The sequence below is a fragment of the Microbulbifer maximicatervae (SeqCode) genome (genome assembly GCF_052468095.1).
Genome location: NZ_CP174332.1, coordinates 1,324,925 through 1,338,559, shown reverse-complemented (window position 1 = coordinate 1,338,559; position 13,635 = coordinate 1,324,925). Strand labels below are relative to the sequence as shown.

Genomic DNA, 13,635 nt, shown 5'->3' with positions numbered 1-13,635 from the left:
CAACCCTCACCAGAATGAACTCACCACCCCACAACCAAACAAAATGATAAAATTAAATTGGCAACAGCAATAAATATATACTTAAGACAGAGAAAACACTCTTTTGCTCATAGACCTTCTGGAGCGACTCTTACAATACTTTAACTAATCCTTCACATTAACTACAGTTTGCATGAATTTAGCAGAAGCTTCAGCTCCACCCTCACACGAAGTAGAATTTACATGACCAACCTCTGGAAAAGTCTGACCAATTCTTGCATATAAACTAAACTCTCCAAGAATTTTTCTATCGGATACCCTTACAATTTTTAGGTTATGATGCATAAGCCTTGGAGCTCCACCCTTTATCTCATTGTGACTTGTATCAACATAGAAAAAATCATCATCCTTAACATGCTCCACATATGAAATCTTAATTGAGTCGTCATATCTTAATTTAGATGCAGGAATATCAATTCGGGATATATTCACAACCTCACAAACCTTATCGGTTTTTTTATGCACGGAAGACGAACCTGAAAACCCCAAAAACATTTATTCAATTCAGACCCAAGCACCCCCCAGAAAAATAAATGCGACAGGAGTGAAAATAAAAACCAACACCAAGGAGGATACGATGCTTAACCCTCATAAACTATCACCCTTAAAACAAAAGCAAATATGCAATCACCTCTCAACAAAACTACTGTCAAAAGACTCCCGAACAGGCTTAGTAAAGTATTCATAAATATTTCTTCTGCCCGTTTTCACCTCAGCCACAACATGCATACCCGCACGCAAGAAGAGGGATGCATCATTAGACTGTTTTAATTCTTGAGCATCCAATTCGATATCACAAAGATAACGATATCCCCGCTCTTCATCCATTACTGCGTCCTTTGAGATATTGGCAACGACTCCAGATACAGTGCCATACTTGGTAAAATTATATGTAGATACTTTCACCGTTACCGGATGCCCCTCTTCGACAAAACCAATATCTTTATTCAATATCCATGCCTGAACCTGTAAGTTACTGCCCCTAGGTACTATCTGCATCAGGGCTTGCGCAGATTCTAGAACCGCATCCTTCGTATGAATAGTAAGTTCTTGTACAGTTCCAGCTATGGGCGCTCGAATTACTTGCTGATCCCTGCGCAACCTGGCCTTTTCCAGCTCCTTGGTTTGTGCCGCGATATTGCGCTCTAACTCCTCTTGCTGCGAGTAACTCTGGTAAAGAGCGTTACTAAGTAAAGCGGAAGCTTGCAAATTAAGCTCTTCTAGCTGGGATTGATATTGACCTATTCTTTCCCTTTCAAGCGCCAACTCTTCTTCTGCATCAATACGCTGCTGCTCCAATTCCAGGTATCGATCACGAGCCACCATTTGTCGGTCAAGTAACTGGCGTAGGGAGTCAGTGCGCTCAGTTAGAATAGGCAGTTTCTTTTCAGCCTTTCTGACCAAGGTACGCGACATCCTGAGCTCTTGTTGCTTTGATGTGATCTGCTGGTCAATTAACCTAACCTCAGCAAGGTGATCAGAGAGGTATCCCCTCAATAGAGTTCGCTGAAAATGAAACTGCTCCTCTACCCCCGTCGCTGCTAACTGCGCCTTTAGCAAAATTAAGGCTTCATCTATTGTGCTCGCTCGCCCGTCCCGCAACGCGGGTAAAAGTGCACTGAACACCCGCTCCCTTTCCAGGCGAGCGCGGGAGACAGTTAATTCATTCTCCAATCTATCCTGATCCGCAGCTGCATTAGTAGCATCCAATGTGATTAACGGATCTCCAGCATCTACTTGACTCCCCTCTTCCACATGAATCTCGCGGACTACCGATAGCTCTTTTGCTTGAATCGTTTTCACCTTTCCATCGGGAATCAAATTGCCCTCAGCCACGGCGACGATATCAATCTTGCCAAAAATAGCCCAAAGAATGGCTATCGTAAAAAACAGGCAAATGGTGTTAATAAGCCACAACCCCAATGGATTTGGTGGCGATCGCTCCACCTCCAGTGCAGCGGGCACAAACTCCAGCACCGAGTCACGCCGGTTTATCCAGCGATTAAAATTCAACGGGGATAGAAAACGCTTCATACCACCTCCCGCAAATTAGACTGCATGGCATTAAGGCGGGCGAAATGCCCTTTTTTCTGTATTAACTGCTTGGGGCTGCCCTGCTCTACAACCCTTCCCTTCTCCATAACAACAATACGATTTGCATCCCTTACTGCGGATAGGCGATGGGCAATAATCAGCACTGTGCGACCCCGGCAAATCTGGCGCATATTCGCCTGCACTATAGCCTCTGATTCATAGTCCAAAGCGCTGGTCGCCTCATCAAAGATCAGTATCCTCGGGTCCGCCATCAGCGCCCGCGCTATGGCAATTCGCTGCTTTTGACCACCGGACAGGGAGCTGCCCTGCTCTCCTACCACCGTATCGAATCCCTCCGGCAGCTCAAGAATAAAATCGTAAGCACCAGCCTGCTTTGCGACAGCCACCACTTTTTCCATAGGGGCACCGGGGTCTGCCAGCGCAATATTATCCCGAACCGTTCGATTGAGCAGGAAGCTCTCCTGCAATACCACCCCCACTTTTTGCCTCAACCATGCCGGGTCCACCAACGCCAGATCAACACCATCCACAAGAACGCGACCCCCTTCAGGCACATAAAGACGCTGAACTAACTTGGTTAAAGTACTTTTCCCTGAACCGGACTTACCGACAATACCTACAACCTCCCCGGGTCTTATGGATAACTGGATACCATCAATAACCAGCGGGCGTTCAGGGCCATAGCGGAATTTCACATGCTCAAAGCGTATCTCACCTCGAATTGTCGGTAGAGTAGTTCGGTTGGGATCATGCCCTGCCTCTGTTGGAGAATTGAGAATATCCCCCAGTCGCTTAATAGAGATGCCCGCTTGCTGGAAGTCCTGCCACAGCTGTACTAATTTCAAAATTGGCTGACTAACCCGACCTGCAATCATATTGAAAGCGATTAACATACCTACACTCAGATCACCAGAGATCACCAAGTGAGCACCCACCCACAAAACTCCCACCGTAACTAATTTATTAATCAAACTGGCACATTGACTAGCGACATTACCTAGATTCAAAGCCCTAAATGAAGCATTGACATAGCCGGCCAACTGCTCCTCCCAACGCCGCTGCATTTGCGGCTCAACCGCCATACTTTTTAAGGTTTCAACCCCATTACAAGCTTCAACAAGAAAAGATTGATTCTCTGCGCCCAACTTAAATTTTTCTTGTAATCGACTCCTCAAAATTGGAGTGATGACGATTGACAACAATACATATAGCGGCAGAGAGCCCAGCACGATCCACGTTAGTGTTGGGCTGTAGAGAAACATTACGGCAAAAAAGACCAATGTAAAAAACAGATCGACACAAAGTGTCAATGCTGATCCAGTGATAAACTGGCGAATGGAATCCAACTCTCTCACTCGGGCTACCGTATCCCCTACTCGACGGCTCTGAAAGTAAGCAATTGGTAGACGCAGTAGGTGACTAAAAAGGCGAGCCCCTAACACCACATCTATCCGATTAGAAGTATGACTAAATAGATAGGTTCTCAACCCATTTAAAATCACGTCGAACACGCAGACCATTAGGAAACCAAACGCTAGCACATCGAGAGTGGTTAATCCTTGGTGAACAAGCACCTTATCTACAATAACCTGAAAAAATAACGGGGTAATCAGCGCAAACAACTGAATAAAAAAGGAAGCAAGCAATACCTGCCCTAGCAATTTCTTATACTTAAGAATTGAAGGTATAAACCACGAAATATCAAACCTTCGCTCTACAGACGACAAAATTCCTTTCTTACGAAACAAAAAAACCGATAATAACCCAGACTCTCCAATCGGTAGCTCTTCAACCGGCAGCACAACTGGACTTTTTTGCCCAGCCTTTTGTAACAGTACCTTACCATCCCGAATGCCCGCCAGAATCGTGCAGGCTCCAGTAGAATCGAGCAATATTGCGGGCAACGGCAGACTTTCTAGCTTTGCACGTGAGCACCGCTGTTTTTTTGCTTTAAGTCCGAGAAAGGCAGCGGCCCTTAAAACTTCGTGAGCGGCCAGATTCTCCAGCGGAAACTCTCGATAAAGTTTTTCAGGGTTAGCCGCGAGCTGATGAAATCTTGCAATAACAGAAAGACTAGAGAGACAACTTTCCCTGTCGATTACAATTTCCATATTTACTCTCCAATACAACGTTCCTGTTTACCCATCCTGAAAATGGGAAGAGCGAGAGTAGGAGAAAATGTGGACCCAGTAAACAGAAAGAAAACTGAAATTGATAGCAAAGCGTACCAACTGGTTAAATATACAGTATTTTTGTGACAAAGACCTCAATACAAGCTACCGCAAAAACAAACTGAAATTTAGTTTACTATCCAACAAGCACTCACAAAGATCTCTACGATGCAGCTTATTGCAGAACAAAAGTCAACCAAAAAACTAAAAACACAAAATTCAGTAGAAAAAACGGAATGCATATTTAATCGCCAAAAAATCCTCGCCCAATATGGGATGACACTCCCCCAAGGTAGAGAAATAATTTTAAATACGCGGAGATAATAAACTCTCTTTCTGCAATAATTTATGCATCCATATATCGCCTCAACTATCGCATTTACTTAGCGCCAAAAGCTGTATATAAATACAGCAGGTTAATTGTGGAAGGTGTTTGTGATAACGTGTGATAAAATACAGCCTAAAAAGAGGCTCGCTTGCCATCACTTAAAGAGTATGTAAGTTAAGACCTGCACTTCAATACACTCAAATAAGACAGGTCAGACACTGTTCATTTCTCAAACAACACCACGCCTTAGCAATTGATTCCTTGCGGGCTGTTCATTTGCCAGGTAATAAAGATTTCTTGTATGAAGTTGTTGGACTCGCTGGGCATCTTCAGTAACGGAGACTGGCGTATGGAGTCGATGGGGGTGGGCAGGACCACTAATATGAGCTATTGATCTTCATTAAATTAGATAGCATTCATCTCTGTGGAGAGTATATTGAGGGTAGATCTGGACAAGGAACCGAAAGTCAAACACCCTTGCTGGCGGTAGTTAAAACCATTAAAGAACGACTCCCAAGCTCTCGACTACCCAAGATAGTATGGACTGTACCCTTGACCTAAAATAAAAAAACCTCCACGACGACCGCACAGCGATCTTTAGCACTGGCTGTGGCGATGCAGAGGCCTCCTGGACAAAAGGTATGTACCGAAATTTCTAAAGTTCTACCGCAATCCGCTTCAATTGACCCGCCTCTGGCAAAGCCCACTCAATAGGCTTTTCTCCACGCTGTTGCAACCAGTGATTTGCCTGGGAAAAAGGACGGGTTCCAAAGAAACCCCGGTGCGCAGATAGAGGGGAGGGGTGTGGAGCACGCAACACTAAATGCTTATTGCGGTCGATAAAGCCTCCCTTCTTTTGCGCATAGCTCCCCCAAAGAACAAAGACTAACCCTTCACGCTGTTCCGCTAGCTTATGAATCGCCGCATCCGTAAATTGCTCCCAACCCTGCCCTTGGTGGGCGCCGGCCTTGCTGTCCTCAACAGTAAGGGTGGCATTTAGCAAAAGCACGCCCTGCTCTGCCCATGGTTGCAGGCAACCGTGGTGTGCAGGGGGAATACCCATATCGGAGTGCAACTCTTTATAAATATTTTGCAGCGATGGGGGAATGCGTACTCCGGGCATCACAGAAAAGCACAGGCCATGGGCTTGGCCAACGCCATGGTATGGGTCCTGACCCAGGATAACGACTTTTACCTGATCAAAAGGTGTGGAGTTAAAGGCATTAAAGATCTGGCCACCGGCTGGGTAGATCTTCTTGCCGGCAGCCTTCTCCCCCTTTAAAAACTGACGCAATTGGGTCATATAGGGTTGGTCAAACTCCCCGCCCAAAACATCGTACCAAGAGGGGTGGATCTTTATTTTGTCCGGAACCGGCATTCTTAAACCTTCAATATCTTTTTAACATAGTGTTGTAACTCGGGCACAACTTCCTCCTCAAACCAGGGCCTGCGACGCAACCACAGGGTGTTGCGCGGGCTTGGATGCGGCAAGGGAAAGTATCCCGCTGGCAGTGCATCACGGTAATGTCGAACATTCTCGGTAATACTGCCATACCAGTGCGGGAGGTAATGGCGCTGGGCGTATTGTCCCACCAACAGCGACAGTTGCAAGTTGGGTAATTGTGCCATTAGGCGCTGATGCCAGGTGGCGGCACACTCGGGTCGCGGCGGCAGGTCACCGCCCTTGCCGCGCCCAGGGTAACAGAAGCCCATGGGAATAATGGCAATCTGGGACTCGTCGTAAAAGGTGTTCCTATCAATCGCCAGCCAATCTCGCAAGCGATCTCCTGAGGGATCATTCCAGGGAATACTGGTCGCGTGGACCTTGGTGCCCGGGGCTTGGCCGACGATCAATAGGCGTGCAGACGCTGCAGCCCTCAAGACTGGATTCGGCCCTAGAGGAAGCTGTTCTTCACAGAGGCGACAAGCCCGTATTTCCTCCAGCAGTGCCGGTAACTTCTCAACTACCACCTACTATATGTCCCTATTGTTTACCGTCGGGGAAAGCCAAATGTAACAACCGCGCGCGGCGATCCAGGGGATCACGGGCACGACTGATATTATTGTTATTGAAAACCACAAATACCCCCTGGTTATTTACAGCAACTCCAGACCCCATCCCCCCCAACCGTGACACTTCATAGGCGTGCTCTGGGGATTCTTCAACCTCACGGTAAACCAAGCACCATTCAGCTTGCAAGCTCGGAAGAGCTCTCCTACATACCGCATGTGCGTTGCTTTCAAGAGTAAAAAGAGCGCCGTCATGATAATCAAGCCCCCTTAAATTTTCAGGATGTCCTCGAAAATCCAATTCAGCAACGGAGGGCAGTGAAAAAACTTGAAACTCTCCATTAGTCCCTATTTTTAATAGGCCTCTAGGCTCCCGCTCCATCGCAATCCATAAGCTGTTTCCAACCTCTACAATCCCCTCTCCACCATTATTGTATTTTAGGTGATAACCCATGTGTCTTAACACGGCTGACCACTTATCATGTAACCAGGTTGACCTACCACCCTCTTCAACATGTGCCACTCGATGATAACGCTCGCTTAACACAAAGGTACCATTATCTCTGCAGCAAACCCCACCAAAGCGCATTGCAGACTTGGGTCGAAGGAGATCCATAACGAAGTGAGAAACGTTGTTGGTTTCTCCTCTCCTGGGAGGAGGTAAACTACTAAAATTCAGATGACTTTCTAATGTCGCGCCCTGATCATATAAATTGATTCTATATATTTTTTCTGATTCTTTAGGAGATATCGTTATTAATTGGTCACAAAAAGTTAAACCAGAAAGGCCCACCCCTGAACTGTTATCTATCCAATAGCTTGCTATACTCTTGGCGGGAAATATATCCGCAGCAATTCCCTTAGTGGGAAGAAGTGCAAGAATAATTACAATGAAAAATAACTTAATCACATTATCTCCCTCTAGCTACAAAAAATAATTGAGGAGTTTTAATTTTTATAAAGGCAATTTTTCTTGTAATTTAGTCCGTTTTTTCGGGCAAGGCCAAATGTAGGAAAAGTGCTCTGCGATCCTGAGGGTCGTGAATACGGCTGATATTATCATTATCAAACACGATAAAAACGCCCTGCTCTCCAATAGCCAAACCATCTCCTTTGCCGCCGGTCCGCGATACCTCGTAGCCGAGTTCAGAGGAGTTTTCATGTTCCCAGTAATCCAGGCACCACTCAGCTTTCAAGCTGGGTAACTCCCTGCGGCAAACTGCATAGGCATTAGGCTCCAGGGTCCACAAGGCGCCATCATAATAATAGAGGCCTGCCATATTTTCCGACTCATCGCGAAAATCCAGCCCTTTTACTGGCGGCGGTGTAAAAATCTGTACACTTCCCTTGGGGCCGAGTTTTACCAGGGCACGGGGATCCCGCTCTATAGCCATCCAAAAGTCATCGCCCACCTTCTGTAGCCCTACACCGGAGAGATTGTACCCGTGCATATAGCCTTGGGCTTTAGCCGTGGCCGACCACATATTTTCTAACCAATGGCCCTTTCCCTCCATATTTATTTCGGCTATCCGGTTGTAACGTTCACTCAATAAATAGAATTTATCATCGGCACAGGTAATGGCTTCAAAGTCCATCGCTGCGGCTGGACGAGTAAGTTCCAGTAGAAAATACCATAAATTAGTAGGCCTATCTTTTTTCGGAACCCGGAGCCCAGCCAGCTTGATATAAGGCTCCAAGGTTGCACTCCTATCTCCCAATACTATCTGGTAGATCTCCCTGGATTGCTTATCCGACACCGTAACCATTTTTCCATCGCAAAAACTCAGTCCAGATATGCTTAACCCGGCACTATCATCCACCCAGTAATGAGCTATTTTTTTGGCGGGAATAATTTCAGCTGCCAGCCCCAAGGATGACAAGAATGCACATACGATAGTTAAAAAAATACGCTTAATCACGATCCTTCCAATTTATCGCCAAAGTGATTTAAGAACCGGGAGATTCCCTGCGGCCAACAGACACTACCAAGCTGTATGGTCCCAATAGCTATTGGTACACAGCATAGTTACCCCAATTGCTCTAAACAATTTTAGCGCTAGTGACTAGAAGATATTTTAACAATGGAGGGGCTTGTTGAACGGGAAAGAACTAAAGGGATGGGATTAGCGCCGACTCTCGGGAAGTACGGCGCCAGACAGAGTCAATTATTGCTGCCTACTGGCCTCATCTGGCATTGCCAGATGCAACAACAGCGCGCGCTTGTCGTCAGGCGCCAGGGCACGGCCGATATTATTGTTGTCGAGGATAACGAAAATACCCTGCTCTCCGACTGCCAGCCCCTCGCCCTTTCCATAGCGGGTTTCTTCATAAACCCGCTCGGGAGATTCTTCAAGGGCGCGATAATCCAGGCACCACTCGGCTTCCAGGCTAGGAAGTGCCCTGCGGCACACGGCGTGGGCGTTGCGCTCCAAAGTAAAGAGTGCGCCGTCGTGGTAATCCAATCCCGCCAAGTCCTCTGAACGGCCAGCAAAGTCCAGGTCATCTACTTGAGGCAGAGTCAGTGTGCTGGCCTCGCCATCTGCATTAAGCCTCAACAAACCACGGGGTTCGCGCTCCATGGCTACCCAGAAAGTATCGTCGGCTTTCACCAACCCCTCGCTGGAAGCATTGGTCTTCTGCAGGAACCCCTGGGACCTGGCTAATGCCGACCAGCTATGCTCCTGCCAGCGTGCATTTCCCTCGATATCTACGATGGCAATACGGTTGTAATGCTCACTGACCAGATAGACCTGGCCATCGCTACAGGTAACACCTTCAAAGTCCAGATCTTCTGCCGGGCGGAACAACTCCTTGAAGCCTTCCCAAGCGCTGACAGGCTTATCCTGCTCCGGTACCCCAAGGCCGCTTAAGCGAAGATGTGGTACCAGGTCGGCACTGCCATCGCGAAATTCAAGCGTGTAGATCTCTTCAGAATTCTTATCGGAGACTGCCAGCAGATCTCCAGAACAGAAACTTAAGCCGGAAATATCCAGGCCTGCACTACTATCAACCCAATAGCTGGCCAGCAACCTAGCCGGGGTAATTTCTGCGGCTATCGCCAGTGGCGACAACAGCACGGATAGAACACTGAAGAGAGTACGCTTGATCACTGCAAAACCAATTAATCGCGGAAGTTATTAAACTGCAAAGGCTGTTCCAGCTCTTTACCGCGCAACAAGGCGATCACCTGCTGCAAGTCATCGCGCTTCTTGCCAGTAACACGCACCTGCTCACCCTGAATGGCAGCCTGCACCTTGAGCTTTTCATCTTTGATCAGCTTAACAATCTTTTTTGACAGTTCTTTGTCAAGGCCATTTTTCAGGGTCACGTCCAATTTGACCTGCTTGCCGGATTGCTCTTTATCACCTACATCCATCGCCAGTGGATCGATATCGCATTTGATCAGCGCGCCGCGCAGCATATCCACCATCTGGTCTACCTGCATGTCCACTTCAGCGCGAACTACCAGGGAGAACTCACTCATCTCCACTTCCGCATCCACACCTTTAAAGTCGAAGCGGTTGGTAATAGTGCGATTCACCTGATCCACAGCGTTGGTGAGTTGGTGCTTATCCACTTCAGATACAATGTCAAAAGAAGGCATTAAGTTGTCTGCTCCTATTTCCAGGTTTCCGGAGTAATCTCCGCGTTGTTGTCACTATCGGCCAGCCAGATATGGCCATCCTGAATGGTGGCACTCAGTTCCATATTGCGCTCAGCCATAGCCGCCAATTGCTCAGTGGCATCAGCGGCTAAATGGTAGACGGTAAGGTTATCAAAGCGCTCCAATTGGCTGGCCTGTTTCTGCCACCAGATTGGTGCTGCACGGCGCCCGTAACTGTATACGATAACGCGCTTCGAGCGGTTGCAGGCTTTGCGAATTCGTTCCTCAGTGGGAAGCCCCACTTCAATCCAGAGATCGATTTCCCCGCTCAGGTTTTTTTGCCAGAGATCCGCTTCCTCATCGGAGGACAATCCCCGGGTAAACTCCAGCGTTTCCGCCGCATTGTGTGCAAAAGCCAGTAGGCGCACCATCATACGCTCATCTGTTTCCGAGGGATGTCGCGCCAAAGTGAGCGGATGTTCGGCGTAATAATCCCTGTCCATATCGGATATCTGGACTTTGGCCTTAAATATTGTTGCTTTTAACGCCATTTTGGCTCCATGGTGATGCCTTCTCCAGCGCCGGGAGTCAGGCGGACTATTCTTGATGGGTTCACGTGAGAATAAGGATATTCCGCATGACCTCTGCGCTCCCCAGCGGCTGGCCCTTTTGGCAGAGCTCACTGCTACTGCTGCTGGCAACCACCCTCAGCGGCTGTGGTGTCAACAATATCCCAACCTATGACGAGCAGGTTAAAGCCACCTGGGCCCAGGTTCAAAACCAATACCAGCGCCGTGCCGATCTGGTTCCCAATCTGGTGCAAACCGTAAAAGCTTACGCATCCCACGAACGGGAAACCCTACAAGCCGTCACTGAGGCTAGGGCCAAAGTCAGCTCTCTCCAGGTTGACGGCAACCTTCTCAATGACCCAGCCAAGCTGCAACAGTTCGAAGCAGCACAAGGCCAGTTAACCAGCGCGCTATCCCGCCTTATGTTGGTGGTAGAGCGATACCCCGACCTAAAAGCCAACCAGAACTTCCTCACACTGCAATCTCAGTTAGAGGGCACCGAAAACCGCATCAGTGTCGCGCGCCGGGATTATATCCAGGCTGTAGAGCGCTACAACCGCGAGATTCGCACTTTTCCAGGAAGAATCTGGCATGCCGTGCTCTACAGGGATATGCCGCTTCGAGAAACTTTCGAAGCCACCAGTGAAGATGCCGATAAGGCACCTGAGGTCAACTTCCAATAGACAGGCGCCATCGACCCCAAAATGAACCGCCCCAGTCTTACCATAACCACCCTGATCGCTCTGGTCTGTGCCTTAACAGCCTGGGCCGATGTACAGTTTCCAGCGCTGTCCGGCCGGGTAGTAGATCAGGGAGAGTTGTTAAAGGCCGATGAGAGATACCAACTTACTGAGTTGATACAGCAGTATGAGCGCGACAGCGACAATCAGCTGGTTGTAGCCACCATCCCCGAGCTTCAGGGCATCACTATAGAGGAGTATGCCAACCAACTGGCACGCAAGTGGAAGCTAGGAAAAAAAGACAAAGACAATGGAGTGCTTTTCCTGATTGCGCCCAATGATAGAAAGGTCCGTATCGAAGTAGGCTACGGCCTGGAAGGAGCCCTAACCGATGCACTGGCGGCAAATATTATCCAAACCAAAGTACTGCCAGAGTTTCGCAATGGCGATTTTAGCGGCGGAATCAATGCAGGGGTTCGATCAATTATCGCCGCGACGAAAAATGAATATGTCGCTGAACCCGTAGAAACCAAAGAGAGGCGTCGAATTGCTGTACTGGTCGGCCTATTCCTTCTGCTGGTCATGCTACACCTCTTCGGCAGTGCCGCACTGGGTTCACCTGCACAGAGCCGCATTTTTAAGCGGGGGCGCTACGGCGGCTACTATGGTGGAGGTGGATTTGGCGGAGGTCTATCCGGCGGCAGCTCTGGGGGCGGGTTTAGCGGGGGCGGCGGAGGTTTTGGCGGAGGGGGCGCATCGGGAGGATGGTAATGCTCACCAATACTTATCAACGCCAGGTAGCAGAGGCAATCAAGGAAGTAGAGTCCCGCACCGACGCTGAAGTCATGGCTGTGGTCGCCAAGGAAGCCGACAACTACCTCTATATCTCTACCCTATGGGCCGCATTCCTAACACTGTTAGTCTCCCCTCTGATCGAATTCCTGCCGTTCTGGATCAACCTCCAACAGGCGGTGACGCTTCAGTGGATTTTATTTATTGTCCTGGCAGTAATATTCCGCTGGCGCCCCATCACCATGCGCCTGGTACCAAAGAAAATAAAATTCTGGCGAGCTTCAAATTTAGCCCGCAGGCAATTTCTGGAGCAGGATTTACACGCAACCAAGGACCGACTCGGGCTACTGATATTTGTTTCAGAAGCCGAACACTATGTAGAAATACTGGCCGACAGAGGCATTGCCCAACACATCACCAATGACAACTGGCAGAGAGTAGTTGAAAATTTTGTGCAACAAATCAAGCGGGGAAAAGCTGGAGAGGCATTACTGGCATGTATTGAGCAATGCGGAGATCTACTTCACGAAGCGATACCCACCAGCACCATTAAAGATGAACTGCCGAATCATCTAGTCGTCATCAATTAAATCCCCGTATCTCCCAAAACTGGCAACACCAACTTATTCAAGTTTCAAAACGAAACTCCACGCCATACCAACCTACCCTCATATTGTGACTTGAATCATCAACTAAGCTGCCTAAAGGCATAAAACCCATAAGTAAACTCTGTACAAGAAGATGTTTCCGACTAAAACCCTATTGCAACTTTTCAGTATTACTCTTCTGTTACTGGTATCTGGATTCAGTGCCGCTCTCTGGTCTCAAGAACTACAAAAGAAAAATACGACTTCGGCAATCGGGGACGCTTACTTGCCCGGCACTCGTATAGCCTCCCCTCGCCAAAAGCAAGCCACCACCTACTTCCTGCCGGCATTGGGTAACAGCGATAAATTAACTTTTCATGTCGAGCATCAGTACAGCAACCACATTGGCGATCTCAACGCTCTCAGGATGGAATGGGCCATCAGTAACCGGCAAGTGAATTTTCCGACTTGGGACCCCAGCAGTACCAAGCCGGAGTCCGAAAAGTTACCAGCTGACCCTGCTGAGGTTGTATTCGTACCCACTATTTATGGCGGAAAAGTAATTTATACAAAGCTGACTGAGAAAATCTACGGGGAAGTCAATGCAACCTTCGGTACTGATCTTGAAGCACCAGACTAAATTAATCCTCCTTCAAAAATGAATAAGGTGCAACAGATAAACTCTGCCCAAACAACACATGACTCCCAAAACGAAATTTTATTTATCATTCAACAAAATACTTATCAGCCTGGCCTTGATATTATTCATCTGTGCATTATCAACAACCAGCAAGGCTGAT

General features: G+C 48.0%; 14 protein-coding genes. 4 read left to right on the top strand and 10 right to left on the bottom strand.

What is annotated here, in order from left to right:
* Positions 1-144: 144 nt before the first annotated feature.
* The 10 genes from ACJJIL_RS05875 to ACJJIL_RS05830 form a co-directional block, all read right to left on the bottom strand.
* On the bottom strand, positions 145-504 hold the full coding sequence (locus tag ACJJIL_RS05875; protein ID WP_445361396.1) for a hypothetical protein: 360 nt from the start codon (positions 502-504) through the stop codon (positions 145-147).
* Between the two features lie 162 nt (positions 505-666).
* Entirely contained in the window at positions 667-2,073 is a 1,407-nt protein-coding gene (locus tag ACJJIL_RS05870; protein ID WP_413662761.1) for an HlyD family type I secretion periplasmic adaptor subunit, read from the bottom strand.
* Complete coding sequence (locus tag ACJJIL_RS05865; RefSeq protein ID WP_444911217.1) at positions 2,070-4,205, bottom strand: type I secretion system permease/ATPase; 2,136 nt, start codon at positions 4,203-4,205, stop codon at positions 2,070-2,072. The genes ACJJIL_RS05870 and ACJJIL_RS05865 overlap by 4 nt, the downstream gene beginning before the upstream one ends.
* Before the next feature lie 1,043 nt (positions 4,206-5,248).
* The gene (gene ung, locus ACJJIL_RS05860) at positions 5,249-5,971 is read right to left on the bottom strand and encodes a uracil-DNA glycosylase (RefSeq protein ID WP_444911218.1); all 723 of its coding nucleotides are present in this window, start codon (positions 5,969-5,971) and stop codon (positions 5,249-5,251) included.
* 2 nt (positions 5,972-5,973) lie between these two features.
* Complete coding sequence (locus tag ACJJIL_RS05855) at positions 5,974-6,564, bottom strand: uracil-DNA glycosylase family protein (protein ID WP_444911219.1); 591 nt, start codon at positions 6,562-6,564, stop codon at positions 5,974-5,976.
* 13 nt (positions 6,565-6,577) lie between these two features.
* On the bottom strand, positions 6,578-7,513 hold the full coding sequence (locus ACJJIL_RS05850; RefSeq protein WP_445361395.1) for a hypothetical protein: 936 nt from the start codon (positions 7,511-7,513) through the stop codon (positions 6,578-6,580).
* 70 nt (positions 7,514-7,583) lie between these two features.
* Positions 7,584-8,522, bottom strand: a complete 939-nt coding sequence (locus ACJJIL_RS05845; protein ID WP_445361394.1) for a hypothetical protein — start codon at positions 8,520-8,522, stop codon at positions 7,584-7,586.
* 246 nt (positions 8,523-8,768) lie between these two features.
* Positions 8,769-9,713, bottom strand: coding sequence for an esterase-like activity of phytase family protein (locus ACJJIL_RS05840; RefSeq protein ID WP_445361393.1), 945 nt, complete (start codon positions 9,711-9,713; stop codon positions 8,769-8,771).
* An 11-nt stretch (positions 9,714-9,724) separates the two neighbouring features.
* The gene (locus tag ACJJIL_RS05835; protein WP_108733959.1) at positions 9,725-10,207 is read right to left on the bottom strand and encodes a YajQ family cyclic di-GMP-binding protein; all 483 of its coding nucleotides are present in this window, start codon (positions 10,205-10,207) and stop codon (positions 9,725-9,727) included.
* A gap of 14 nt (positions 10,208-10,221) precedes the next feature.
* Positions 10,222-10,758, bottom strand: a complete 537-nt coding sequence (locus ACJJIL_RS05830; RefSeq protein WP_444898018.1) for a YaeQ family protein — start codon at positions 10,756-10,758, stop codon at positions 10,222-10,224.
* 86 nt (positions 10,759-10,844) lie between these two features.
* On the opposite strand from ACJJIL_RS05830, the gene ACJJIL_RS05825 reads away from it, so the two are divergent.
* The 4 genes from ACJJIL_RS05825 to ACJJIL_RS05810 all read left to right on the top strand — a co-directional run bounded on the left by ACJJIL_RS05825 (position 10,845) and on the right by ACJJIL_RS05810 (position 13,475).
* Complete coding sequence (locus tag ACJJIL_RS05825; RefSeq protein WP_413662768.1) at positions 10,845-11,459, top strand: LemA family protein; 615 nt, start codon at positions 10,845-10,847, stop codon at positions 11,457-11,459.
* A 21-nt stretch (positions 11,460-11,480) separates the two neighbouring features.
* Complete coding sequence (locus tag ACJJIL_RS05820; protein WP_445361392.1) at positions 11,481-12,227, top strand: TPM domain-containing protein; 747 nt, start codon at positions 11,481-11,483, stop codon at positions 12,225-12,227.
* Positions 12,227-12,838: a TPM domain-containing protein gene (locus ACJJIL_RS05815; RefSeq protein WP_444911226.1), complete on the top strand. Its 612-nt coding sequence runs from the start codon at positions 12,227-12,229 to the stop codon at positions 12,836-12,838. Before ACJJIL_RS05820 ends, ACJJIL_RS05815 begins: the two co-directional genes overlap by 1 nt.
* A 151-nt stretch (positions 12,839-12,989) precedes the next feature.
* Positions 12,990-13,475 carry a hypothetical protein gene (locus tag ACJJIL_RS05810; protein WP_445361391.1) on the top strand — a complete coding sequence of 162 codons (486 nt, stop codon included), beginning with the start codon at positions 12,990-12,992 and terminating at the stop codon, positions 13,473-13,475.
* Positions 13,476-13,635 lie beyond the last annotated feature (160 nt).

Excerpts from the sequence above, each read along its gene's own strand:
- ACJJIL_RS05830 (WP_444898018.1), bottom strand. The coding sequence starts at position 10,758 with ATGGCGTTAAAAGCAACAATATTTAAGGCCAAAGTCCAGATATCCGAT.
- ACJJIL_RS05865 (WP_444911217.1), bottom strand. The coding sequence starts at position 4,205 with ATGGAAATTGTAATCGACAGGGAAAGTTGTCTCTCTAGTCTTTCTGTT.
- ung (WP_444911218.1), bottom strand. The coding sequence starts at position 5,971 with ATGCCGGTTCCGGACAAAATAAAGATCCACCCCTCTTGGTACGATGTT.
- ACJJIL_RS05870 (WP_413662761.1), bottom strand. The coding sequence starts at position 2,073 with ATGAAGCGTTTTCTATCCCCGTTGAATTTTAATCGCTGGATAAACCGG.
- ACJJIL_RS05825 (WP_413662768.1), top strand. The coding sequence starts at position 10,845 with ATGACCTCTGCGCTCCCCAGCGGCTGGCCCTTTTGGCAGAGCTCACTG.
- ACJJIL_RS05810 (WP_445361391.1), top strand. The coding sequence starts at position 12,990 with ATGTTTCCGACTAAAACCCTATTGCAACTTTTCAGTATTACTCTTCTG.
- ACJJIL_RS05815 (WP_444911226.1), top strand. The coding sequence starts at position 12,227 with ATGCTCACCAATACTTATCAACGCCAGGTAGCAGAGGCAATCAAGGAA.
- ACJJIL_RS05820 (WP_445361392.1), top strand. The coding sequence starts at position 11,481 with ATGAACCGCCCCAGTCTTACCATAACCACCCTGATCGCTCTGGTCTGT.
- ACJJIL_RS05835 (WP_108733959.1), bottom strand. The coding sequence starts at position 10,207 with ATGCCTTCTTTTGACATTGTATCTGAAGTGGATAAGCACCAACTCACC.